At 61.5% G+C, this 24,213-nt stretch carries 25 protein-coding genes; 14 read left to right on the forward strand and 11 right to left on the reverse strand.

The window, feature by feature from the left end; all coding sequences use genetic code 11:
* The first annotated feature begins 153 nt into the window (after positions 1-153).
* From IHQ71_RS00920 to IHQ71_RS00935, 4 genes are all read left to right on the forward strand, one after another.
* Positions 154-1,077 (forward strand): sugar ABC transporter substrate-binding protein, encoded by a 924-nt coding sequence (locus IHQ71_RS00920; protein ID WP_258160011.1) that lies wholly within the window; start codon positions 154-156, stop codon positions 1,075-1,077.
* 77 nt (positions 1,078-1,154) lie between these two features.
* Complete coding sequence (locus IHQ71_RS00925; RefSeq protein WP_258160012.1) at positions 1,155-2,702, forward strand: sugar ABC transporter ATP-binding protein; 1,548 nt, start codon at positions 1,155-1,157, stop codon at positions 2,700-2,702.
* Positions 2,703-2,729: 27 nt separating this feature from the next.
* Positions 2,730-3,806, forward strand: coding sequence for an ABC transporter permease (locus tag IHQ71_RS00930; protein WP_258160014.1), 1,077 nt, complete (start codon positions 2,730-2,732; stop codon positions 3,804-3,806).
* A gap of 172 nt (positions 3,807-3,978) precedes the next feature.
* Complete coding sequence (locus tag IHQ71_RS00935) at positions 3,979-5,007, forward strand: LacI family DNA-binding transcriptional regulator (protein WP_374989937.1); 1,029 nt, start codon at positions 3,979-3,981, stop codon at positions 5,005-5,007.
* Between the two features lie 31 nt (positions 5,008-5,038).
* On the opposite strand, the gene IHQ71_RS00940 is transcribed toward IHQ71_RS00935, so the two are convergent.
* From IHQ71_RS00940 to IHQ71_RS00950, 3 genes are all read right to left on the reverse strand, one after another.
* Positions 5,039-5,815: an ATP-binding cassette domain-containing protein gene (locus IHQ71_RS00940; RefSeq protein ID WP_258162993.1), complete on the reverse strand. Its 777-nt coding sequence runs from the start codon at positions 5,813-5,815 to the stop codon at positions 5,039-5,041.
* Positions 5,816-5,817: 2 nt separating this feature from the next.
* Positions 5,818-6,804, reverse strand: coding sequence for an ABC transporter permease (locus tag IHQ71_RS00945; RefSeq protein WP_258160016.1), 987 nt, complete (start codon positions 6,802-6,804; stop codon positions 5,818-5,820).
* Positions 6,805-6,870: 66 nt separating this feature from the next.
* Positions 6,871-7,773, reverse strand: coding sequence for a substrate-binding domain-containing protein (locus IHQ71_RS00950; RefSeq protein WP_258162994.1), 903 nt, complete (start codon positions 7,771-7,773; stop codon positions 6,871-6,873).
* A 338-nt stretch (positions 7,774-8,111) separates the two neighbouring features.
* On the opposite strand from IHQ71_RS00950, the gene IHQ71_RS00955 reads away from it, so the two are divergent.
* From IHQ71_RS00955 to IHQ71_RS00975, 5 genes are all read left to right on the forward strand, one after another.
* Positions 8,112-8,711 carry a DUF922 domain-containing Zn-dependent protease gene (locus tag IHQ71_RS00955; protein ID WP_258160017.1) on the forward strand — a complete coding sequence of 200 codons (600 nt, stop codon included), beginning with the start codon at positions 8,112-8,114 and terminating at the stop codon, positions 8,709-8,711.
* 113 nt (positions 8,712-8,824) lie between these two features.
* Positions 8,825-10,639 (forward strand): methyl-accepting chemotaxis protein, encoded by a 1,815-nt coding sequence (locus tag IHQ71_RS00960; RefSeq protein WP_258160018.1) that lies wholly within the window; start codon positions 8,825-8,827, stop codon positions 10,637-10,639.
* 118 nt (positions 10,640-10,757) lie between these two features.
* Positions 10,758-11,333: a nitrile hydratase subunit alpha gene (gene nthA / locus IHQ71_RS00965; protein ID WP_374990070.1), complete on the forward strand. Its 576-nt coding sequence runs from the start codon at positions 10,758-10,760 to the stop codon at positions 11,331-11,333.
* Positions 11,330-11,989 carry a nitrile hydratase subunit beta gene (gene nthB, locus IHQ71_RS00970; RefSeq protein ID WP_258160020.1) on the forward strand — a complete coding sequence of 220 codons (660 nt, stop codon included), beginning with the start codon at positions 11,330-11,332 and terminating at the stop codon, positions 11,987-11,989. Before nthA ends, nthB begins: the two co-directional genes overlap by 4 nt.
* Entirely contained in the window at positions 11,976-12,347 is a 372-nt protein-coding gene (locus tag IHQ71_RS00975) for a nitrile hydratase accessory protein (RefSeq protein ID WP_258160021.1), read from the forward strand. The genes nthB and IHQ71_RS00975 overlap by 14 nt, the downstream gene beginning before the upstream one ends.
* 3 nt (positions 12,348-12,350) lie before the next feature.
* Here IHQ71_RS00975 and IHQ71_RS00980 read toward each other — a convergent pair whose 3' ends face one another.
* The 5 genes from IHQ71_RS00980 to IHQ71_RS01005 form a co-directional block, all read right to left on the reverse strand.
* Entirely contained in the window at positions 12,351-13,079 is a 729-nt protein-coding gene (locus IHQ71_RS00980; protein WP_258160022.1) for an MBL fold metallo-hydrolase, read from the reverse strand.
* Between the two features lie 9 nt (positions 13,080-13,088).
* Positions 13,089-14,171: an ABC transporter ATP-binding protein gene (locus tag IHQ71_RS31990; protein ID WP_374989938.1), complete on the reverse strand. Its 1,083-nt coding sequence runs from the start codon at positions 14,169-14,171 to the stop codon at positions 13,089-13,091.
* Positions 14,168-14,956, reverse strand: coding sequence for an ABC transporter permease (locus tag IHQ71_RS00995; protein ID WP_258160023.1), 789 nt, complete (start codon positions 14,954-14,956; stop codon positions 14,168-14,170). Before IHQ71_RS00995 ends, IHQ71_RS31990 begins: the two co-directional genes overlap by 4 nt.
* 1 nt (position 14,957) lies before the next feature.
* Positions 14,958-15,821, reverse strand: coding sequence for an ABC transporter permease (locus tag IHQ71_RS01000; protein WP_258160024.1), 864 nt, complete (start codon positions 15,819-15,821; stop codon positions 14,958-14,960).
* A gap of 274 nt (positions 15,822-16,095) precedes the next feature.
* Positions 16,096-17,178 (reverse strand): spermidine/putrescine ABC transporter substrate-binding protein, encoded by a 1,083-nt coding sequence (locus IHQ71_RS01005; RefSeq protein WP_258160025.1) that lies wholly within the window; start codon positions 17,176-17,178, stop codon positions 16,096-16,098.
* Positions 17,179-17,290: 112 nt separating this feature from the next.
* On the opposite strand from IHQ71_RS01005, the gene IHQ71_RS01010 reads away from it, so the two are divergent.
* The 5 genes from IHQ71_RS01010 (at position 17,291) to recX (ending at position 21,759) form a co-directional block, all read left to right on the forward strand.
* Positions 17,291-17,914, forward strand: coding sequence for a TetR/AcrR family transcriptional regulator (locus IHQ71_RS01010; protein ID WP_258160027.1), 624 nt, complete (start codon positions 17,291-17,293; stop codon positions 17,912-17,914).
* Between the two features lie 23 nt (positions 17,915-17,937).
* Complete coding sequence (locus tag IHQ71_RS01015; RefSeq protein ID WP_258160028.1) at positions 17,938-18,330, forward strand: nuclear transport factor 2 family protein; 393 nt, start codon at positions 17,938-17,940, stop codon at positions 18,328-18,330.
* Positions 18,331-18,549: 219 nt separating this feature from the next.
* On the forward strand, positions 18,550-19,044 hold the full coding sequence (locus tag IHQ71_RS01020; RefSeq protein ID WP_258160029.1) for a GNAT family N-acetyltransferase: 495 nt from the start codon (positions 18,550-18,552) through the stop codon (positions 19,042-19,044).
* A gap of 82 nt (positions 19,045-19,126) precedes the next feature.
* Entirely contained in the window at positions 19,127-21,202 is a 2,076-nt protein-coding gene (locus IHQ71_RS01025) for an ATP-dependent helicase (protein ID WP_258160030.1), read from the forward strand.
* A complete protein-coding gene (gene recX, locus IHQ71_RS01030; protein ID WP_258160031.1) occupies positions 21,199-21,759 on the forward strand; it encodes a recombination regulator RecX in 561 nt (186 codons plus the stop codon). Before IHQ71_RS01025 ends, recX begins: the two co-directional genes overlap by 4 nt.
* Before the next feature lie 2 nt (positions 21,760-21,761).
* Here recX and IHQ71_RS01035 read toward each other — a convergent pair whose 3' ends face one another.
* The 3 genes from IHQ71_RS01035 to IHQ71_RS01045 are packed head-to-tail and all read right to left on the reverse strand — an operon-like array spanning position 21,762 to position 24,099.
* The gene (locus tag IHQ71_RS01035; RefSeq protein WP_258160032.1) at positions 21,762-22,280 is read right to left on the reverse strand and encodes a hypothetical protein; all 519 of its coding nucleotides are present in this window, start codon (positions 22,278-22,280) and stop codon (positions 21,762-21,764) included.
* Positions 22,280-23,308: a cyclopropane-fatty-acyl-phospholipid synthase family protein gene (locus IHQ71_RS01040; protein ID WP_258160033.1), complete on the reverse strand. Its 1,029-nt coding sequence runs from the start codon at positions 23,306-23,308 to the stop codon at positions 22,280-22,282. The genes IHQ71_RS01035 and IHQ71_RS01040 overlap by 1 nt, the downstream gene beginning before the upstream one ends.
* Complete coding sequence (locus IHQ71_RS01045; protein ID WP_258160035.1) at positions 23,305-24,099, reverse strand: DUF1295 domain-containing protein; 795 nt, start codon at positions 24,097-24,099, stop codon at positions 23,305-23,307. The genes IHQ71_RS01040 and IHQ71_RS01045 overlap by 4 nt, the downstream gene beginning before the upstream one ends.
* Positions 24,100-24,213 lie beyond the last annotated feature (114 nt).

The raw sequence follows: 24,213 nt of genomic DNA on the forward strand, positions 1-24,213 counted from the left end.
AACAAACGTTTCAAAAGTAACTTGCATAATATTTTTTATTCCGTTTATATAACGCATCGCTTGGGAGAGCGAATGCGTCTGGAGCGCATGCCCCGTAATCACGGGCTCCGGTTATCAGGGTGCCACCGGACACCCATTGTGGAGGAGAAACCTATGAAGAAATTGCTCGCAGCCGCGGCATTCGCCGCGCTGATGTCCACCTCGGCCCATGCCGGCGACATCGGCGTATCCATGGCCAATTCGGATACCTTCCTCACCGTGCTTCGCAAGGGCATCGAGAAGGCGGCCGCCGACGCCAACCAGCCCGTCCAGATCGAAATCGCCGATGACGATGTGCAGAAGCAGCTGTCGCAGATTCAGAATTTCATCGCGGCGAAGGCCGATGCGATCATCGTCAATGCGGTCGATACATCCGCCACCGCGCCGATGACCAAGCTCGCCAACGATGCCGGCATCCCGATCGTCTACGTCAATCGCCAGCCGATCGATGTCGATGCGCTCGGTGACAAGGGCGCCTTCGTCGCGTCCAACGAAGTCGATTCCGGCACGCTGGAAACCAAGGAAGTCTGCCGCCTGCTCGGTGGCAAGGGCGACATTCTGATCATGGTCGGCGATCTTGCCAACCAGGCCGCGGTGCAGCGCACCAAGGATATCCATGACGTAATCGCCACGCCGGAATGCTCGGGCCTCAAGGTGCTCGACGAGCAGACCGCCGTCTGGGATCCGGTCAAGGCACAGGACCTGATGACCAACTGGATCGCCGCCGGCCACAAGCCCGCAGCCGTCATCGCCAACAATGACAACATGGCGATCGGCGCCATCAACGCCATGAAATCAGCCGGTTGGGACATGAAGGACGTTGTCGTCGGCGGCGTTGACGCCACCCAGGAAGCGCTCGCCTACATGAAGGCCGGCGATCTTGATGTCACCGTCTTCCAGGATGCGTTCGGTCAGGGCTCCGGCGCTGTCGATGCGGCGATCAAGCTTGCCAAGGGCGAAAAGGTCGAGTCCAAGGTCTGGATCCCGTTCCAGCTCGTCACGCCTGAAAACATGGACAAATACGTCGACAAGAACTGATCCGTATTGCGAATGAAGCGTTCGCCGCTCCCGTCAGGGAGTGGCGGCGCTCGCCTGAGCGTCAGGAGCCTGCATCCATGCCCAATACCGTCAGCCCCACCACCATGCAGGCCGTGCGCGAGAGCGGCGCCGTGCCGGGCTCCGAATTTCTTCTCGATGTCGAGGATGTCCGCAAGGAATTTCCGGGCGTCGTGGCGCTGGACAATGTCCGGCTGACACTGAAGCGCGGCTCCGTTCACGCACTGATGGGCGAGAACGGCGCCGGCAAGTCGACGCTGATGAAAATCCTCGCCGGCATCTACACGCCCGATACCGGCACATTCAAATTGCGCGGCCAGAACATCCGCCTGAAGAGCCCGCTCGATGCGCTCGAAAACGGCATCGCGATGATCCATCAGGAACTCAACCTGATGGGGCCGATGACGGTTGCCGAAAACATCTGGATCCGCCGCGAGCCCAAGAACCGTTTTGGCCTCATCGACCACGGCAAGATGCGCCGCATGACCGAAGACCTGTTCCGCCGGCTCGACATCGATATCGATCCCGAGATCAAGATCGGTAAGCTAAGCGTCGCCAACCGTCAGATGGTCGAGATCGCCAAGGCGGTGTCGTTCAATTCCGACGTCCTGATCATGGACGAGCCCACCTCCGCGCTGACGGAGAAGGAGGTCACGCACCTCTTCAGGATCATCCGCTCGCTGAAGGCGGAGGGCAAAGGCATCATCTACATCACGCACAAGATGAACGAACTCTTCGAGATCGCCGATGAAGTGTCGGTCTTCCGCGACGGCCACTATATCGCCACCAAGGCCGCCACCGAGGTCACCCGCGACGAGATCATCCGCATGATGGTCGGCCGCGAGATTACCCAGATGTTTCCCAAGGAAACCGTGCCGATTGGCGATGTCGTGCTGTCGGTCAGGGGGCTCACGCTCAACAAGGTTTTCCGCGACGTGTCCTTCGATGTCCGCGCGGGCGAGATTCTCGGCCTTGCCGGTCTTGTCGGGTCGGGCCGGTCGAATGTCGCCGAGACGATCTTCGGTGTCACGCCGGCGAACGCGGGTACCATCCATATCAACGGCAAGGAGGTCAATATCTCCTCGCCTGCGGTCGCCATGCGCCACGGCATGGCCTTCCTCACCGAGGACCGCAAGGATACGGGCTGCTTCCTGCTGCTCGACATCCAGGACAATGCCCAGATGGCGGTGCTGCAGAACCGCTACACCAAATTCGGCTTCGTCCAGCAAAGCAAGCTTTCGAAGGATGCCACTGATATGTCCAATCGCCTGCGCGTGCGCACGCCGGATATGCATGAGCCGATCGTCAATCTCTCGGGCGGCAACCAGCAGAAGGTGTTGATCGCCCGCTGGCTGCTCACCAACCCGAAGATCCTGATCCTCGACGAGCCGACGCGCGGCATCGATGTCGGCGCCAAGGCCGAGATCCACCGGCTGATCTCGCAACTGGCGGGGCAGGGTGTCGCGGTGATCATGATCTCGTCCGAGATGCCTGAAGTACTTGGCATGAGTGACCGCATCATGGTGCTGCACGAGGGCCGCATGACCGGCATCCTGGATCGCAAGGATGCGGACCAGGTCAAGATCATGGAACTGGCGTCACATTGAATTTGGGACAGCGGGGAGAATAACGAAATGTCGACCAATGAACTCGGCAGCACATCCATGACCGGCCTGAAGAAGGTCCGCAGGCTGCCGGCGGAGGTGTCCATCCTCGGCGTGCTCTTCGGCATCGCGATCGTCTTCGAGATTCTCGGTTGGTATGTGGTTGGCGAGAGCTTCCTCGCCAACAAGCAGCGGCTCTCGATCATCGTGCTTCAGGTGGCGGTCATCGGCATCATCGCGGTGGGTGTGACGCAGGTCATAATAACAGGCGGCGTCGATCTCTCCTCGGGCTCCATGGTCGGCTTCATTGCCATGGTGGCAGCGAGTTTCGCCCAGACCGCGATCAATTCGCGCGCCGTTTTCCTGCAGCCGGAATGGTCGCAGTTCGGGCTTTCCTGGTTCATCGATTCAAGTCCGCTCTGGGCGATCGGGGCCGGTTTGCTGCTCGGATTGCTATTGGGCTTCGTCAACGGCTTCATCATCGCCAGAACAGGCATTCCGCCTTTCATCGCGACACTGGGTATGATGGTCTCGGTACGGGGTCTCGCCAAATGGTACACGGAGGGCCAGCCGGTCGCCCTGCTCAACGCCGACTTCACCTGGCTCGGTCAGAGTTTTGATCTCTGGGGTTTCCCGGTGCCGCGAACGGTGATCATCTTCTTCATTGTCGCGATCATCTGCCATGTCGCGCTGTCTTATACGCGCTACGGCAAATTCACCTATGCGATCGGCGCCAATCCGCTGGCCGCCCGCGTGTCCGGCATCGATATCGGCAAGCACTTGATCAAGGTCTATGCGGTCGCCGGCCTGCTCTCCGGCCTGGCAGGTGTCATGCTGGCTGCCCGCGCCCAGTCCGGCCAGCCGAACATGGGCGTCGCGTTCGAGCTCGATGCGATCGCGGCAACGGTCATCGGCGGCACCTCGCTCGCCGGTGGCGTCGGCCGGATCACCGGCACTGTGATCGGCACGATCATCCTTGGCGTGGTGACTTCCGGTTTCACCTTTCTCAAGGTCGGCGCCTACTATCAGGAGATCGTCAAGGGCCTGATCATCGTCACGGCGGTCGCCATCGACGTCTATCGCCAGAAGCGCAAGGGCAGGGCCTGATGCCTACTCGAAGGCCCGGATTGAGGTCCGGGCCCCAGGTTTTTCGTGCTGTGTAAGCAGCATTTGACATTTCCTTCAGTTTTACTGTTCTCCAGTCGCAAGCCACTGGAATTTTTCCATTTCTCCAGATACACCTCATTTTGATGTTTCTGCGGCCTTGGCGCCGCACCATATGAGGCTTGAGGTGAAGAACAGCCGCCCGAAACTGGAAGAGATCGCCCGCATCGCCGGCGTATCGAAGGCCACCGTCGATCGTGTCCTCAACAATCGCGCGGGCGTGCAGCAGCATACGAAACTGCATGTGCTGAAGGCGATAGAAACGCTATCCGGCGAGGACGCGGACGGCAATCCGCTACGGCTGCGTCTCGATTTCGTCCTGCCCGGCGGACACAACGCCTTCATCGCCGATCTGGCGCATCACATCGAAAAGCAGGCCATCCAGCGGGGCGATGTCGATGTGTATATCCACCGCTTCGGCAATATCGAGCCGGAGGCGATCGCCGCCAAGCTCGACAGCCTCAGGCATGCGAGCCGTGGCGTCGCGCTGATCGGCCTCGACAGTCCTGTCGTGCGCGAGTCCGTCCGCCGCCTCATCGCCGGCGGCATTACGGTTTTGACGCTGGTCTCCGACATCAGCCATGTCGGTCGCGTGAGCTATGTCGGCATCGACAACCGCGCCGCCGGCCGGCTCGCCGGATATCTGATCGGGCGTTTCCTTCCCGGCGCGCGCGGCAAGGTCGCGCTGATTGCCGGCGCGCTCGCCTATCGCGGTCACGAGGAACGCGAGATGGGCTTCCGCCATATCCTGCGCGAGCGCTTTCCCAATATGGAGATCGTTGCCGCGCCCGAAATCCGTGAAGATCCCGACCGCGCCTATGCCGAGGTCCGCGCCCTGCTGAAGCAATATCCCGATCTGCTGGCGATCTACTGCATCGGCGCCGGTGGCGAGGGCGTGGCGCGCGCCTTGACCGAGAAGGGCATGGAACATTCCGTGGTCTTCATCGGCCACGACCTGACCGACAGCACGCGCGGCTTCCTGCTCGATGGCGTCATGGATGCAGTGATCGACCAGAATGCCCGCGTCGAGGCGCGCGACGCGATCGACCGGCTGGTACGCGCCATCCGCGGCGAGGCAGAATTGTCCCACGCCACCGTCCGCATCCAGTCAGTGTTTTCGGAAAACATTCCGAGCGAGATCTGATTGCTCTCGCGGCGTCGCGAGCGGGTGACCGTTACCCAGTCACGGACTCGACCGCCTCCAGCATCTCCTCGCCGGTGATGATGCGCTCGACCTCCTCGATCGTCGTCTGCTTGGGATCGATATCGTCGGCCACGACCTTGCCGCGCCGCATGACGATGATCCGGCTCACGACCTGGAATACATGGTGGATGTTGTGGGCGATGAAGATGCAGGAATGGCCGGTATCGCGCGCCTCACGCACGAAATTCAGCACACCCTTGGTCTCGGCAACACCGAGATTGTTGGTCGGCTCGTCGAGGATGATCAGGTCGCTGTCGAAATGCATCGCGCGCGCGATCGCCACCGCCTGTCGTTCACCGCCTGACAGCGAACCGATCGGCGTATTCGGCGGAATATCCTTGGTGATGCCGACCTTCTTGAGCAGGTCGCGTGCGACTGAATTCATCGCCTCGTGATCCATGCGGTTGAGAAAGCCCGGTCCCTTGATCGGCTCGCGACCGAGGAACAGGTTGCGCGCGATCGAGAGCTGCGGCACCAGCGCCGAGTCCTGGTAGATCGTCTCGATGCCGTTGGCGATCGAATCCGTGGTCGAGTGCATCTCGACCTTCCGGCCCTTGATGTAGATATCACCCGAGGTCACCGGAACAGCGCCTGAGAGCACCTTGATCAGGGTCGATTTGCCCGCACCATTGTCGCCGAGCAGACCGACCACTTCGCCTCTGGCGACCTTCAAATTCACATCGCGGAGCGCATGCACGCTGCCGTAATGCTTGCTGATGTTGTCCATGCGGATCAGTTCTTCAGCCATCATCAGGTCCCCGCATTGTGGCGGCGTTCGAGCCAGGAGTGCAGTGCCATCATGCCCAGGATGATCGCACCGATAAAGATGTTGTAGGCCAGCCCGGGCACGCCGATCAGCACGATGCCGTTGCGCATTGTGCGCAGGATGAAGATGCCAAGCACCGTGCCGAGGATCGTGCCGCGCCCACCTGTGAGCACCGTGCCGCCGATGACGACCATGGCGATGACTTCGAGCTCGTAGCCAGTGCCGCTGTTGGGATTGGCGGATGCGGTCCGGATGGACGAAATGATGCCCGCGAAAGCTGCCATGGCCGCCGAAAACATGAAGAGCATCACTTTGGTGCGATCGACCAGGACGCCCCGGTTCCGTGCCGCGGCGGCATTGCCGCCCGAGGCCTGAATCCAGTTGCCGGCCTTGGTCTGGTTCAGCACGTAATGCGTTATGACCGCGAACAGAATGAACCAGAGCACCGACATATAGATACGAAAGCCGCCGATTTCGAAATCGCCGACCAGGGCATAGGCAAAGGCTGAGCCTTCGACGCTCTGCGGTCGCTGTGGGAAACCGGACGTAATGTAAAGCGCAGTGCCACGCACGACCAGCAGCATGCCGAGGGTGACGAGAAACGACGGCACCTTCAACCGGGTGACGTAGACGCCGTTCACCCAGCCGATGAAGAGCGCAATCACCATGGCGACGAGAAACGCAGCCCACATCGGCAATAGTGCGACATTGAAGAGGGTCCACATGATGACGGCGGAAAAGCCGAAGACCGAACCGACCGAGAGATCGAATTCACCGGCGGTCATCAGCAGCGTCATGGCGAGCGCGATCATTCCGAGCTCGACGGTGAACATAAGGGTGTTGGAGATATTCAATCCGGAAAGGAACGTCGGATTGATACTCGTGAACACGATCAATTCGGCGATGAGAAGGACCAGCGGTCCGAATTCGGGCGCGCTGATGAAGCGCTGCAGAAATGTTCGATTTTGCATGTGTGTCCGCCAGTCCGCGCAGAAAAATCCGCCCGGCCACGGGATGGCCGGGCGGCAGTTTCGAATTTACTTGGCGCCCATGATGTCGTGGTAAATCTTGGCGTTGTCCTTCTCATAGAGCGTGCCGACATAGACGTTGAAGCCCGGCGGTACCTTGGCGGCAGCCATCGCGGCCAAGGAGAGGCTCACATAGCTGGTGGCCTGCGGATCCTGCCACATGGCGGCGTTCACATAACCATCCATGACTTCCTGTGTCGTGTCCTGTGAATTGCCCCAGCCGACAGCCGGGATTTCGCCGGCCTTGATGCCGACCTGATCGAAGGCACGCTTGACCGAACCCGTGACCAGATCGCCGAGTCCGATGATCGCCTTGATCTTGGCGCGGTTGGCGGTGAGGTAGTCGCTCATCCGGGTAATGATCTCAGCCTGGTCGAGCGTCGTGTCGGTCACTTCCCAGGTGATGTTGAGCGGCTTGAAGACGCTGGCAATGCCCTCTTCTTCCTGCACGCCATAGGTGGCGCCGGGCACTTCGACCGGCATCCAGACGAAATCGCCTTCCTTCACCAGCTTCTTGTCGACGAGATACTGCGCCCAGGCCGCGCCGGCCTTCTGCAGGTCCATGCCGACATAGGCGTTGAAGTTGACGGTCGGGTCCGGCGTATTCATGTTGATGACCGGAATGCCGGCATCACGCGCTTCCTTGACCACGGCGACGAGGCTGCCGGGGTCGGGGCTCGATGTCACGATGCCATCGGCCTTGGCGGCAATGGCCGCGCGCACGGCTTCCTGATGCGAAGGCACGTCGCCCGAATGGAACGAGGTGTTCACGGTGTTGCCGGTGTCGCTCTCCCACTGCTTGGCACCAGCCAGGAAGTAGGTCCAGACCGGATCGGTCGGCGCACCATGCGAGATCCAGTAGAATGTCTTGCCGGCCGCGAATGCCGGCGCAAAGCCGCTCGCAACGACCATTGTCGCCGCTGCCGCCAAGCCAAGGAACGTCCTTCTAAGCATGCTAGTCTCCTCCGTTGTCGCCGGACCTCCGGCTTCTCACCCTCGAATGGGACCCAGCATTGCCGCGCCCCGCACCCAAGTTCCGAGACTCCTCCCTCCGAACCAGGATCAAACCATGCGCCTGTTGAAGGCGCGCGCCTTTGCGATGCGAATTGCATTTTGAGGCTTCAATTTGATGTGCAGAGCTAAAGGCCCGCGGCCGTTTCTGTCAAGCGGAATCGCTACGCCGTGATACGAGTGATTGATGACGGCAAGCGGTTTGGGTAATCTGCCCGCGAACCGGCCGGAGGACATGTGTGACATCCAGATTATCAGCCATACTGGCTTTCATCATCTCGGCGCTTCCGGGGATCGCTTTGGCCGAATGGAAGCCGGTGGAGCAGGAGAGGACCTATCCGGTTTCAGGCAGTTCCGGTGCCGAACTCTATGCCGCGATCGGCCAGCGTGGCCCCAAGGTCGGCGGATTGCCATTGGGCGCCATCGCCCATACCAGCTTCAAGCTGACCTGGACCCGCAAATACGAGCCGCGCGATGGCGGCTGCGTGATCGCGGTAAACCGACCGAAGCTCATCATCACCTATGTCCTGCCGAAGCTCACCGGCAAGCCGCCGCAGTCGGTCCGCCAGGAATGGGAAACCTTCATATCAGGCGTTCGGGATCACGAGAAAGTCCACGGCCGGATGATCGTCGACATGGTCAAGGAGATCGAAACCATCAGCGTCGGCTTCTCGGTGCCCAACGATCCGGATTGCAAAGCCATAAGGCAGGAACTTACCCGCCGGCTCGCCGAAATCTCCCAGAGCCAGCGCCAGAAGAGCCGTGACTTCGACAAGGCCGAGATGAGCGAAGGCGGCAATATCCATCAGCTCATCCTGCGCCTGGTTAACGGTAGCTGAGCTTTCCGAAGTCGGAATGCCTGGCCGCGTTAGAATTCAATTAAATTAGTAATCATCAATTGTTAACCCTGAAAACCTACATTCATCGGGTCTTTGAAGGAGAAGAGACCCCTATGCGCAGTCTTTCCATCGCCACCCGCCTCTATATGCTCGTGGGTCTTGCCATCGTTATATTCGCCGGTGGCATGACGGTTGCGCTCAATTACTCGTTCACCGAACTCGAGGCCGAGCGTAAGGCCGGCCTTGCCCAGATGGATGCCACGGCGCTTGCGATCTTCGAGAAATACTACGCGCTCGAAAAGTCCGGTTCTATGACGCGTGAACAGGCCCAGAACGCCGCGAGCGAGACCATCTCGGCCATGCGTTACGGCGACAGCGGCTATTTCTGGATCAACGACATGCATCCGAAAATGATCATGCATCCGGTCAAGCCGAAATTGAATGGCACGGATCTCTCCCAGAACAAGGACCCGAACGGCAAGTTCCTGTTCGTGGAATTCGTCAACACCGTGAAGGCAAGCGGCCACGGCTTTGTCGATTATTACTGGCCGAAGCCGGGTGCCGAAGAGCCGGTCCTCAAATATTCCCACGTCGCCGGTTTCCAGCCCTGGGGCTGGATCGTCGGCACCGGCGTCTACGCGGACGACCTCGCGGCACTCTACTGGCGGAACGCGATGTGGGCGGCGATGGCCACCGGCATCGGGGCAATGGTCATCATCGCGATTGCCTTCGCCATCGTCCGCAGCGTCGTAGCACCACTCGGACGGATCAAGGCGCAGATGGCATCCATCGCGGAGGAAGCCCCGTCCGTCGAGATCACTGATCAGGCCTTCACCGACGAAGTCGGCGACATGGCAAAGGCGCTCCTCATCCTGCGCGATTCGGTCAACGAGCGCCGTGCGATGCGCGAACGAGAGGTCGAGCAGCGCCAGAGAACCGAGGACGAACGCCGTCAGCGCGAATCCAGCGCCCGCAGCACCGCCGAACAGCAGCATTTCGCCATCCAGACGTTGGGTGCCGGCCTCGAGAAACTCGCAGCCGGCGACCTCACGGTCTCCATCGGTGATATCGGCGACAATTATGCCAAGCTGCGCCAGGACTTCAACACAGCCGCGGCCGCGCTCAATGATGTGATCCAGGCGATTGCCGGCTCGAGCAATGTCGTCAAGGACAGTGCGGACTCGATCAGCGAGGCGACAGGCTTTCTCTCCAAGCGCACGGAGCAACAGGCGGCGGCGCTCGAAGAGGCAGCCGGCGCGCTGGGCCAGATCACCTCGACAGTCCAGGTTGCCGCGGAACGCGCGACGGAAGCCAGCCGCATGGTCGAGGAGACCCGCTCCAGCGCCGGCAAATCCGGCGAGATCGTCCGCAACGCCGTCACCGCCATGGGCCGGATCGAGGATTCCTCCAACCGCATCGGCCAGATCATCAGCGTCATCGACGAGATCGCCTTCCAGACCAATCTTCTGGCGCTCAATGCGGGCGTCGAGGCGGCGCGTGCCGGCGAGGCGGGTCGAGGCTTCGCGGTCGTGGCGCAGGAAGTGCGCGAACTGGCACAGCGTTCGGCCACCGCGGCGCGCGAAATCAAGAGCCTGATCCAGAATTCCGCCAGCGAGGTCGAGGGCGGCGTGGCGCTGGTGCGTTCCACCGGCGATGCGCTGGTCGAGATCGAGAACCTCGTGCACAAGGTCAACGATCAGATGGCGCAGATCACCACGGCGGCGCGCGAACAGGCCGCTGGGCTCGGCGAGATCAATGTCTCGGTCAACCAGATGGATCAGATGACGCAAAAAAACGCCGCCATGGTCGAGGAAACCACCGCCGCCAGCCAGACACTCGCCCAGGAAAGCGATCATCTCTCGTCGCTTCTCATGAAGTTCAAGTTCCGCGCGGTCGGCACCGGCCAGGGATACACCCGGGCAGCCTGACGAACCCCTTGGCGGCCATGCTTTCAAGGTTTAAACAATCTCCCAATCGGGAGATTCTGCCTTGAGCGACCATCACGACCACGATCACGATCATCACCACGATAACCGCTATTCGGACATGCAGGCGCGGGTGAAGGCGCTGGAAACAGTGCTGACCGAGAAGGGACTGATCGATCCCGCCGCGATCGACGTCATCGTGGAAACCTATGAAACCAAGATCGGCCCGCGCAACGGGGCCTATGTCGTGGCTAAGGCTTGGTCCGATCCCGAGTTTGCCGATTGGCTCAAGCGCGACGCGACAGCAGCCATCGCCAGTCTCGGCTATACCGGCCGCCAGGGCGAGCATATGCGCGCCGTGTTCAACACGCCGGAAACCCATAACCTTGTCGTCTGCACGCTCTGCTCCTGCTATCCCTGGTCGGTGCTTGGTCTACCACCTGTCTGGTACAAGGCGCCGGCCTATCGCTCGCGAGCGGTGATCGATCCGCGCGGCGTGCTGGCCGAATTCGGGCTGGAACTGCCCGGGGACAAGAAGATCCGTGTCTGGGATTCCACGGCCGAACTTCGCTATATCGTCATCCCCGAACGCCCTGCCGGCAGCGATGACATGGATGAGGACGCACTGGCCGACCTGGTGGGCCGCGATGCAATGATCGGCACGGCCATCGCGAAGACCCCGGAGATCGCGCGATGAACGGCCCGCATGATCTCGGTGGCGAGATGGGCTTCGGCTCCGTCGCGCCAGAACGCAATGAACCGTATTTCCATGCCGAGTGGGAAAAGCGTGCGCTAGGGATCACATTGTCCTGCGGTGCCTTCGGTTTCTGGACGATCGACGAAAGCAGGCACGCCCGCGAAAACATTCCGCCGGCGAGCTATCTTGGCGCCAGCTATTACGAGATCTGGATGCGCGCGCTGGAAGTGCTGCTGGACCGCCACGGCTTCGTCGCGTCCGAGGAAATCGATGCGGGCCGCAAACTCAAAGACCCTACGACACCCAAGCGTGTCTTGAAGGCCGACATGGTGCCTGTCGTACTCGCCAAGGGCGGCCCCTGCGACCGGCCGATTGACGCGGCGCCGAAATTCACCGAGGGCCAACGCGTCCGAACCCGCAATTTCAGCCCGGCGACCCACACGCGATTGCCGACCTATGCCAAGGGCAAGGCCGGCGTCATCGAGACCGTACAGGGCTCGTTCGTCTTTCCAGATGACAATGCCCATGGCAAGGGCGAGAACCCACAATGGGTCTATACCGTCGTCTTCGATGGCGCCGAGATCTGGGGCGAAGATGCGACGCCGGGCCTCACCGTCTCGATCGACGCCTGGGAGAACTACCTTGTCGCTGCCTGAGGCCCGCGCCTCGCTGGCGAGTTCACCCGAACTGCCGCTGTCGCCCGAAGGCGCACCCGTTTTCGCCGAGCCCTGGCATGCCGAGGCCTTCGCCATCGCCGTCCATCTCAACGCGCGCGGCCTGTTCACCTGGCCGGAATGGGCCGAGATGCTGTCGGCGAAACTCCATCAGCCCGGCCGCTTGCCCGATGGCAGTGACTATTTCGATTGCTGGGTCGAGGCGCTGTCCACCCTGCTCGAGCGCAAAGGCGTGACCGATGTCGCAACGATCCTGTCCCTGCAGCAAAGCTGGCAACGCGCCGCCGAGGCCACGCCGCACGGCAAGCCGATCGAACTGGCGAATGATCCGCATCGCTGAGATCTACACGCCCTTGGCGTCCAGCCAATCCCTGATCAGCTTGCGATAGCGCTCGCCCGAAAAACTCGGGAAATGCCCGCCATGGACGATCCGCACGGGGTAGTCCAGCAGCCGCTTCATCGAAGCCAGATAATCCGCCGCATTGGAATGATAGGTGTCTTCGATCAGCGGCCCGTCATAGAGAATGTCGCCCGAAAACAGGATGCCGCTCTTGGCTTCCCAGAGCGCGATACCGCCCGGTGAGTGCCCCGGCGTATGCACCACCTCGAACACCCGGTCGCCGAGATCGACGGCGTCGCCATCGTTCAGAATGCGCGTGGCGGGCGCCGCCTTCACGGCGTAACATTTCGAGCAATAGGGCTCGGGCGGCAGAGCGTCGAAAATCTCGTCGGTGACATAGGGGTCAGCCAGCGTATTGGCCCGCGTCGGATGCGCCAGAAGCTCGGCCTCGGAGGAATGCACCGCCCGGCACTCGAATTCATGATGACAGCCGATATGATCGAAATGCGTGTGGCTCGCCACAGCGATCAGGTCGCGCTCGGTGACGACGGGCACCCACTCCCGCAGTGACACCACGCCCATGCCGCTATCGACCAGCATGTCGCGGTCGCGCCCGCGGATATGCCAGATATTGCAGCGGTAGAATTCCTGGATCCAGGGCTCGCAAATATAGGTCACGTCGTCGTCGAGGCGTTTGACCGAGTACCAGTTCTCAGGCGCGATCCGCTGCATGCTTTGCTCCTACGCTGCCGGCAGCACCATAACGCCCGCCGGATCGACCGCAAGCGCGATGCGGGTTCCCGTCTCGACTCGCGCCGATTGCGGCATATGCGCGACCAGCGATAGTTCGGTGGCCGAGACCGGCGCGAGATGGCAGCGATAATGCGTGCCGAAGAAGGCGCTACCGGCAATGTCGGCCTCGCCAAGCCGGGTGGTCGCGGCGTCCGCGGCAGCCCGGAAATGTTCGGGCCGGATGCAGAGTTTGACGCGGTCACCGGATTTCGGCTGGCCGCCAGTGAAGTTGGCCGCCGACAAGGTCACGGGGCCGATCTGGGTCGTGAGTTCCGCCGCATCGTCATTCGTCGACAACACCTTGCCGTCGATCAGGTTGACCTCACCCATGAACCCGGCCGAGAACAGCGACTTCGGCCGCATGTAGATATCCGCCGGCGGCCCGAAATCCTCGACCCGGCCTTGGTTCATCACCACGATCCGGTCGGCGATCGCCATCGCCTCTTCCTGATCGTGGGTTACATGAATGAAGGTCGTGCCGACCCGCTTCTGGATCGCCTTCAACTCATCCTGCATCTGCCGTCGCAGCTTGAGATCGAGCGCGCCGAGCGGCTCGTCCAGCAGTAGCACGTCGGGATCGACGGCGAGCGCCCGGGCCAGCGCCACGCGCTGCCGCTGGCCGCCGGAGAGTTCATGCGGCTTCTTGCTGGCGGATGCTTTCAAGCCGACGAGATCGAGAAACGACAGCGCTTTCTCATCGCGCTCGGCCTTGGCCATGCCTCGCATCCGTAAGCCGAAGCCGACATTGTCGATCAGCCGCATATGCGGAAACAGCGCATAATCCTGGAACATCGTGGTCGTCGGCCGGCGCGCGGGCGATACGCCCGCCATGTCCTTGCCGCCGATCGCAACCTTTCCACCGGTCGGCTCCATGAAGCCGCCGAGGATGGAGAGGAGCGTGGTCTTGCCGCAGCCGGAGGGACCGAGCAGCACGATGAACTCGCCGGCCGCGATCTCCAGCGACACATTGTCGAGTGCCGTGAAATTGCCGAATGTCTTGCGCGCGTCGGTGATGGAAACGGAGGCGGTCATGTCTTGCGGCTCCTGCCAAAGAAGCCGATTTCCAGCACCAGCAACAAGGCTATGGATGCAAGGAAGACCAGCGAGCCGATGGCGTTTGTCTTGGGGTTGAGGCCGGAGCGCAACATGCTCCAGATTTCGACGGGCAGCGTTACGTCGAAGCGCGACAGCAGGAAGGCGATGATGAATTCGTCCCAGCTGAAGGTGACCGAGAGGAAGAAGGCGGCAAGGATCGAAGGCATCAGCATCGGCGCGGTCACCAGCGCCATGACCTTGAAATCATTGGCACCAAGGTCGCGCGCCGCCCGCTCGATATTGATGTGATGGTCGCCCATCGAGGCATAGATAATGGCGAAGCAGAGCGGCAGATTGATCACCACATGACCGATGCCGACCGTCCACAGCGACAGCGGAACCCTCAGCGTATTGAGCACGGTCAGCAGCCCGAGCGCGATGATCAGGTAGCTCACAGTCATCGGCGCAATCAGCAGTCCGCGCTGCAGCGCCGAGCCCGGCAGCTTGTAGCGCGCCAGGGCATAGGCGGCGAGGAAGCCGAGCAGGCAGGCGACGGCAGAGGAGATCGATGCGACGAGGAACGAATTGGTCAGCGCCGCCATCAGCTTGCGGTCGGCGAACACTGCCTCATACCATTGCGTTGAAAAGCCGTTGAACGGCGGCACCGGCAGCCGCCCATCCTGGAAGGAGAACAGCACCAGCACTGCGACCGGCAGAAAGATGAAGGCATAGATGGCGATCAGATAGACCCAGCTCAGCGAGGACGTGATGGCGTTGCGCATCTCACGCCCTCTCGATCTTTAGCCAGCGCGCGCAGGCGATATAGGCCAGCGTCACGGCCAGCATCAGAATGATCGACAGTGCCGCCGCCATCGGGAAATCCGCCCGCCGGCCGATCTGCAGCATGATGATCTGCGGCAGCACCAGTTCGTTGTTGCCACCGAGGATTTGTGGCGTGATGTAGTCGCCGATGCAGAGGACGAAAGTGAGAAATGCGCCGGTCATGATGCCGGGCAGCGTCAGCGGCAAAACCACATGCCAGAAGGTCTGGAAGGCATTGGCTCCGAGATCGGCCGCGGCGCGCCGATAGTTGGGCGATAGCTGGATCAGGTTCGAATAGATCGTCAGCGTCAGCAGCATGACGAAGAAATGCACGAAACCGATCACGGTCGCGATGCGGTTGCTGGCGATTTCCAGCGGCTCCGAGATCAGCCCGATGCCCATCAGTGCATTATTGATCACCCCACCCTTGGACAGCACCAGCAGCCAGGAATAAGAGCGCACGACGTAAGAGGTCCAGAACGGCAGGATCGCCAGGATCAACGCCATGCGCTGCCACTTCTTCGGCACCCGTTCGGCGATGATCCAGGCGAGTGGATAGGCGAGCAGCACCGAGAGCACCGTCACCATCAGCGTGATCTCAAGCGAATTGGTCAGCCCCTTGAGCAGCGCGCTTTCCGAGAAGAACCTGACATAATTGTCGAGATTCCAAACCCGCACGATCTCGCGCCCCTGCCGCGACCACAGGCTCATCGCCGTCATAAATATGAACGGCACGACGAAGAACAGCACCGTCCATGCCAGAGCGGGGGCGACGAAGCCCCAGGCCTTGCGGCGTTCGGTCTGTTCAAGGGTCGCGGTGGTCATGGTGGTGGTCTCTAGAGGAGTGTTTCGGTGGGCGCGTCTTACCCCTCACCAAGCGCACCCAGGCATTCGACTATGTCTTATGCGGGCTTGCTATCCTCTCCCACAAGGGGAGAGGTAAGGTGCCACGCTCTCGGCCTTTGCTTGAGGCACTGCCGCAGCCGCAAGTTTACCTCTCCCCCTGTGGGAGAGGATACGAAGGCCGGGTAAACGCAGTGAACCCTTGGCCGCAGTTGGTGAGGGGTGAAATCCACCCGATGCGGGTGAGACGGTCCCCTCACTGCTGCATCATGTTCGTCCAGGCATCCTGCATCTTCTTGTCCAGTTCCGCGCTCGGAACCGGATAAAGCTGCGTGTTCTTCAGATACCCCGCTTGGTCGTTCCAGCGCAAAGCCGTCTTCTGCGCATCGTTCAAATGCTCGCCAGCCTTGGCATTGGTCGGCATGCCCCAGTAGCAGGAGGAGGTCGCGAGGCGCGCCTGCCCCTCGGGGCTCAGGATGTATTGCACGAATTTCAGCGCCAGCGCCGGATTCTTGCTGTCCTTCATCACGCCGATCGATTGTGCCCAGCGCACGGCGCCCTGCTTCGGCACGGTCCAGTCGAGGTTCGGCTTCTCGCCCGAGAGCGAGGCGGTGATCCATTCGCCGCCGCCGACTAGAATATCGACTTCGCCGGTGGCGAGCGCGGTTTGCGAGGACACGACGTCGCTCACCTGCTTGGACGCCGCCTTCATCGCTTTCAGCTTTTCCTCGATCGCGGGCATGTCGGCGTCGGAGAGATCGGCGGTCTTCTTGTCGAGACCAAGCTGCACCAGCCCGATCATCGGCAGATAATAGTCATAGAGCGCGATGCGGCCCTTGTACTTGTCCGACCAGATGATCGAAAGGTCTTCCATGTCCTTCGGATCGACCTTGGTCTTGTCGTAGGAGATCGTGTTGTAGCCGAACTTCTCCGTCACGGCATAGATCTTGCCGTCCTTGGAATTGTTGGCCTCCATCAACAGTTCGGGGAACATATCGGCCTTTGGCAGTGCATCGGCCGGAATCTCGCCCATCATGCCCATGTCGACGATGCGGTGCACGTCGACGGCGTCGATCACCATCACGTCCCAGTCGCCCGGCTGCGATTGCTCGAGGATCGAAATGCCGGCGCCGGTGCCCTCGTATTCCTTGACGTTGACCTTGACATTGTTGGCCTTCTCGAATGGCTCGATCAGCGCCGGGTCTGTATGATCGCACCAGACCAGCGCATTGAGTTCATCGGCGGCGAATGCGGCGGAAGATGTCATGGTGGCCACGGCAAGCGTGGCGGCGGAGGCGAGAAGACGGCGCGCGAACGCGCCCTTGGCGGGATTGGTCATCGTTCTACCCTCTGTTTTTGGCCCTCGTTCCGGAGCCCTTAGAAAAAGATTGAATGAATTCATTTTTTAAGTCAATGTCAAAATTACAAGACGTTCAAAAAGGATGGCGCGAGTGGCGGGACTTCGCGAAAAACAGAAAGCCGACAAGAACCGGCGCATACTGGAAGCGGCGACGAAACTCTTCCGCGAGGTCGGCTACGATGCCGCCCGCATCGAGGATATCGCCGAGCGCGCCGAGGTTTCGGTCGGCACCTTCTACAATTACTACCAGAACAAGGGCGACATCCTCGTCGCGGCCGTCTCGATGGAGGTCGAGGAAGTGCTCGACGCCGGCGAGCCGCTGGTCGCCGATCCGCCGATGAACGTGCTCGTGGCACTCCAGACGCTGATCAACCAGTATTACGATCACTCACTGGTCTATCTCTCCAAGGAAATGTGGCGCACGGCGATGGCGATCTCGATCCAGCAGCCGGAGACGCCGTTTTCCAAGCGCTACACCGAGCTCGACCGCGCACTCTGCGCTCAGGTCTCGACGCTGGTGCAGAAGCTGCAGCGCAAGGGCGCGGTGCTGGCGGGCGTGGATGCGGTCGCCGTCGGCTCGATGTTCTTCAACAATCTCAACATGATGTTCACGGAATTCGTCCGCGACGAACGGATGCCGCTCAAGCGTCTGAAAGACGACGTCGCCCGCCAGAACCGGCCGCTCGCCACGCTGATCAGCAGCCCCACGACATAAGAAAATCACCCGGGAGGAACTTCATGATTGCCGTGCATGACAGCGTGCTCGCCGCCGCTGATCGATTGGTCGATGCCTTTTCGCGCCATGATGCCGAGGCCTATTTCGCGGCCTTCGCGCCGGATGCCAGCTTCATCTTCCACAATCTCGACCGCGTGCTGAAGAGCCGCGAGGAATACCGCGCCGAATGGCAGCTCTGGGAAACCCGCGATGGCTTTCGCGTCCTCGGCTGCCGCTCGTCGGACCGCCTGGTCCAGGCTGCCGGCGATGTCGCGGTTTTCACCCACAAGGTCGAAACCGATGTCTCGATCGGCGGCGAGGGAATGACCAATGTCGAGCGCGAGACCATCGTCTTCCGTCGCGCTGGCGCTGGCTGGATCGCCTTCCACGAACATCTATCGGTCATGCCGCAGTAAACAGATCTGGAAGAGTCGAGGTGCGACCGGACAGGTGGGGAGCTCGACTGCCATTGCGTTGGCCATCGGGAGAAACCGGAAAAATCCCGATGTCCTCCATCCCTGTCGCGTCCGGTTGACACGGTGCAACCTCGTTTGAGAAATGTGTGCGGACGGGAATCGTTCCCGGATTTCAGGCGCCAGCGCCTGGGCGCCAATAGCAAGCGAGCTGAGGACACAATGAAGATTCGAAAGGCCGCATCATCAGATGCGGAAGAGTTGAGCATTCTCCTCAACGAGATCATCCGCGCGGGCGGAACGACGGCGATCGAAACACCGCTTTCCGGCGCGGAATTTGCCGACTGGTTCATCGACGGCGCCTTTCCGCTGACCTGTCACGTCGCCGAAGTCGACAATATGCTGGTCGGCTTTCAGTCGTTGAGCGTGTTCGGCGAGCCACCAAAGGGCTCGGCGGATATCGCGACTTTCGCGCGGATGAGCCCGAAGACCAAGGGTGTCGGCACCGCTCTCTTTCCCGCGACCCGCGCCGTAGCGGAAAAACTCGGCCTCGCCTTCATCAACGCGACCATTCGCGCGGACAATGCCAGTGGCCTCGCCTATTACACGGCGATGGGATTCGAGGACTACGATCGGCAGGTCGGGGTGCCGCTTCTGGACGGTACGCCCGTGGACCGGATCAAGAAGCGTTTTGTGCTGAATGCTGCCGCCGCGTGACCCCCGCTTCCCATTTTCCAACGAATCTCATACGTTCGGCAAATGTTCCGGGCATGCGGCGCCCGGCTGGACGGAAGCATAGATGCGCAATGCCGGGGCTCACGCCTATCTCGACACGTTGAACGACGCCCAGCGTCAGGCGGTGACCCATGGCAGCGAAGTTGGCGCGGCGGGCAGCCCGCTGCTGATCATCGCCGGTGCCGGCTCCGGCAAGACCAACACGTTGGCGCATCGCGTCGCCCATCTCATCGTCAATGGCGCCGATCCACGACGCATCATGCTGATCACCTTTTCGCGCCGCGCAGCTGGCGAAATGGCCCGCCGGGTCGAACGCGTCTGCGCCAAGGTGCTGGGTCCCAATGCCGGCGTGATGACCGATGCGCTGGCCTGGTCCGGTACGTTCCACAGCATCGGCGCCCGCCTGCTGCGCGATTATGCGCCTGAGATCGGGCTCGATCCGCAATTCACCATCCATGATCGCGAGGACAGCGCCGACCTGATGAATCTGGCGCGGCACGACCTCGGCTTTTCCAAGACGGAGAACCGCTTTCCCACCAAGGGCACCTGCCTCGCCATCTATTCGCGCGCCGTCAATTCCGAGGCGCCGCTGGACGAGGTGCTGCGGAGCGCCTTTCCCTGGTGCGCCACCTGGGCACCGCAGTTGCGCGAGTTGTTTACCCGCTATGTCGAGGCCAAGCAGGTGCAGAATGTCCTCGATTACGACGACCTGCTGCTCTACTGGGCGCAGACCGTTGGCGACGAGGTGCTGGCAGGCGAGATCGGCGGCAGATGGGATCATGTTCTGGTCGATGAATACCAGGATACCAACCGCCTCCAGTCCTCGATCCTGCTGGCCATGAAGCCCGAGGGCAGGGGCCTAACCGTCGTCGGCGACGATGCCCAGTCGATCTATTCCTTCCGAGCCGCGACTGTCCGCAATATCCTGGACTTCCCGGATGCATTCAGCCCGAGGGCGAATATCGTCACGCTCGATCGCAACTACCGCTCGACCCAACCGGTCCTTGCCGCCGCCAATGCCGTGATCGATCTCGCCCGCGAGCGCTTCACCAAGAACCTGTGGAGCGACCGCGAATCCGATGCCCGGCCGCGCCTGGTCTCCGTCCGCGATGAGGCCGATCAGGCGATTTTCATCGCCGATCAGGTGCTCGATAATCGCGAGGGTGGCACGGTGCTGAAGCAACAGGCCGTGCTGTTCCGCGCATCGCACCACAGCGCCGCGCTCGAAATCGAACTCACCCGTCGCAACATCCCGTTCGTCAAGTTCGGCGGACTGAAGTTTCTCGACAGCGCCCATGTCAAGGACATGCTGGCACTCCTACGCTTCGCCCAGAACCCGCGCGACCGTGTCGCAGGCTTTCGGTTGTTGCAGCTCCTCCCCGGCATCGGCCCGCAATCGGCGGCCAAGGTTCTCGACCTGATGGCCGAGAGCCACGCGCCGGTCACAGCTCTCGCCGAAATGGCCGCGCCGCCGCGATCAGGTGCCGATTGGGCCGCCTTCGTCGATGTCATGCAGGGCATCGGCGGCCGCCAGTCCGGTTGGCCGGCGGAAATGGAACAGGCGCGGCTGTGGTACGAACCGCATCTCGACCGCGTTCACGAGGATGCAGAGACCCGCAAGGCCGACCTCATCCAACTCGAGCAGATCGCCTCGGGCTACCCGTCTCGCGAGCGCTTCCTGACTGAACTGACGCTCGACCCGCCCGAAGCGACCAGCGACCAGGCCGGCGTGCCGCTGCTGGACGAAGATTATCTCATCCTCTCGACCATCCATTCCGCCAAGGGGCAGGAATGGACATCGGTCTTCGTGATGAACTGCGTCGATGGCTGCATTCCCTCCGATCTCGGCACCGGCTCGACCCCGGAACTGGAGGAGGAGCGGCGCCTGCTCTATGTCGCGATGACGCGGGCCAAGGATGATCTCTCGCTCGTCACGCCGCAGCGCTTCTTCGTGCATGGCCAGCACGCGCAGGGCGACAAGCATGTCTATGCCTCGCGCACCCGCTTCATCCCGGCCACGTTGCTGCAGTTTTTCGAGGTCACCTCCTGGCCGAAAGCAAGGGCAGGCGAGGCGGCCAATACCGGACCAAGGCAGATGCGGATGGATGTCGGCGCCCGCATGCGGGGCATGTGGCGGTGACGGTGGAATTGTTGCCGGAACAATCGGATATACCGACGCCGCGTATGCTCTCATGGGCTCGCAATTCCACGATCTACCGGCTCCAGCGCCAGATGCTCACCGAAAAACAGCTCTCCGATGCCATCGCCCGCAAGGCGAAGGAAAAGTTCGAAGGCATCAGCCCGGACCAGATCAAGGCACTGGTCGAACTCGCGGTGAAGTTCGGTTACGACAACAGGGCACTCGACGATGTCGCTTATGCCGAGATTGCCACGCGTTCCTCGGTTCGCAGCGGCCGCTCGCGCCGCGCGATTGCCCAGCGGCTCGCTATCAAGGGCATCGACCGGGAGACGGCATCGGTGGCGCTCGAAGCCACCGACGATCTCTACGCGGCAGTCGTCTTCGCCCGCAAGCGTGCCTTCGGCCCGTTCCGCAGGGGCGATCTCGATGACAAGCGCAAGGGGAAGGAGCTATCCGCCTTTGCCCGCGGCGGCTTCGGTTTCGAACTCGGCAAGCTTGTGTTCGAGATGAGCCCTGATGAAGCAGATGAGATCCTGTCGGTCCAGCCGATGTTCTGACGCTATCGCCTTGGAATGCCGGCATAGCGGATGGCGATGAAGGCCATGAGGCTGGCCACTGCAAAGACGTTGATGTTGAGCAGGGCTGACTCGCTCGGCGACCATTCATGCAACGCCGCGCCAAGCCTGTCATGCGCCGCGAAAAACACCACGAACAGCAGCGCCGCCATCCCCCTCTGCCACCACTTCTCCTCGCTGTAAAAGGAGAGCGCCACGAGCATGATGCAGGGCGCCAGGAACAGTTCTGTCCCCGAGTCATAGCCGAACAGCATGGTTTCGAAGAGCGTATCCACCGCACCGACCAGTGGCAGCGCGATGCGAGCAGCAAGCGGATTGCGCGGGCCGAGATAGATGATCAGCAGAAAGAACGGCACCGAGACCAGCGTCCATAGCGAAGCCTGGATCCCGCTGCCCACCAGCCACCACACATAGAGCGGATAGAACGGCTTGTTCAGCAGGACCACCCAGGCCACGGTCACCGTCGCCTGGGTCAATGGATCGAGCGGCACTTTTTCTGCCATCAGGCGGACGGCGCCAGCAGATAATGGCCCACGCCCCAGACATCGCCATTGTCATGGCCGAACAGCCCAGCGGTCGCCAGGAAGAACAGTCGCCAGCGCCGGCGCCAGAGCACGGCGTCCGTGCCATAGACCTGCCGCAGGATGGGATCGATGCGGTCGATCTCGCGATCGAAATTCTTCAGCCAGTCCAGCGCGGTGCGCTTGTAATGGGTGCCCGACCAACGCCATTCCTGCTCGACCCGATAGAGATCCTCGAAACGGTGCGGCAGGTCGAAAGCCGGCATGATGCCGCCGGTGAAGAAATGATGCGCGATCCAGTCGGCGGGATCGGAATGGTCGAAGCGGTAGGACCGGTCACGGTGGGCGAAGACGTGCAGGAACAGCCGACCATCGGGTTTCAGCCAGTTCCTTGTACGCTCCAACAGCGCCCGCCAGTTCGACATATGCTCGAACATCTCGACGGACACGACGCGGTCGAACCGCTGGTCGATCGAGAACTCGTTCATGTCGGCGGTGATGACGGTCAGGTTGGTCAGCCCGCGCGTACGCGCCTGGTGTTCGATATATTCGCGCTGCGAGGCGGAATTCGAGACGGACGTTATCCGCGCGATGGGGAAATTCTGCGCCAGGTGCAGCGACAGCGAGCCCCAGCCGCATCCGAGTTCCAATATGCTCTGGCCATCCTGGATGCAGGCATGTTTGACGGTTGCCGAAAGCGCGAAAGTCTCCGCGTCGGCTAGGGTTGTCGTCTCGGCGGGATAGAGGCAGCTTGAATATTTCCGCTGCGGCCCGAGAACCAGCGCGAAAAATTCCGCCGGCACTTCGTAATGCTGCTGGTTGGCCTCGTCGGTGTGGATGGCTACGGGGAATTCCGACATCGTACGGGCAAATGCGACCTCGGTTTCCGCCGGCGTGTCCGCCAACCGCCGCTTTGTGCGATTGCAGAGAAAATCGATGCCAGCCAGTGTCACGCTGTCGGGAAGCGGCGCACGCTCGGCTGCATTGATGGCGAAGGCTAGCATGTTCATGTCGGGGACTCCCCTTTGCGCGGTCCAGGAAAAAATGCGTTCACGCGGGCCTGCAGCGCGCGAAATTTATCGCCGCGCGAGGCCAGCATATGTTGTTCGAGCGGCGGAATGCCGGAGACATGCACCAGCAGCCAGTACATCAAGAGCGGCGCCAGCAGCGACAGCCAGCTCCAGCTTAGCGGCATGCCGATCGCCAGCAGCGGCCACGCGCACCAGCCCAGCCATTCGAAGAAATAGTTCGGATGACGCGAATAGCGCCAGAGGCCGATTTCCATCACGCCGGTCTTCGCGTCCAGTGTTTTGCGGAAGGCCGCAAGTTGCCTGTCGGAAATCGCCTCGCCGCCGATCGCGATCACCGCAATGGCGATCGCGAGGAGATCGATGATGCGCGGAAATGGTTCGGGATTGGCCGCCGTCAGATAGACCGCGAGCACAAGGACGAACGCTGCCAATGCCTGCACTTGCAGGAACAGCCACAGCCGCGGCGCCGCCGACGCACCCCACTCTTCGATCAGCTTGCCATAGCGCGGATCCTCGTCGGCGCCCTTCGTCCGCCCGGCAATGTGAAATCCGAGCCGCAGCGACCATATGGCAATGATCGCAAAGGCTGCCACCCGGCGCCCACCATCGCCACCGGCAAAGATGACGGCCACGACGCCGCCGAGACCCACGGCGAAAGACCAGATCGTATCGATCCAGCCGCTCGAACCCGTGGCGCGCTGGATCGCCCAGGCGCCGGTCATTGCAATAACCAGTCCGGCCGCAATGATTATCAGCAAACCTACGTCCATGGGAACCTTCTGCACGAGTGGCTGTTGTTGTGCCGCCTCTTCATACGCAGACCCATGGCCGTCAGTTTCGTCACCGGCAAAAAATAAAAAAGTGAAAATTTTGCCGCGCGGATG

The sequence above is a fragment of the Rhizobium sp. TH2 genome (genome assembly GCF_024707525.1).
GTDB lineage: Bacteria > Pseudomonadota > Alphaproteobacteria > Rhizobiales > Rhizobiaceae > Rhizobium_E.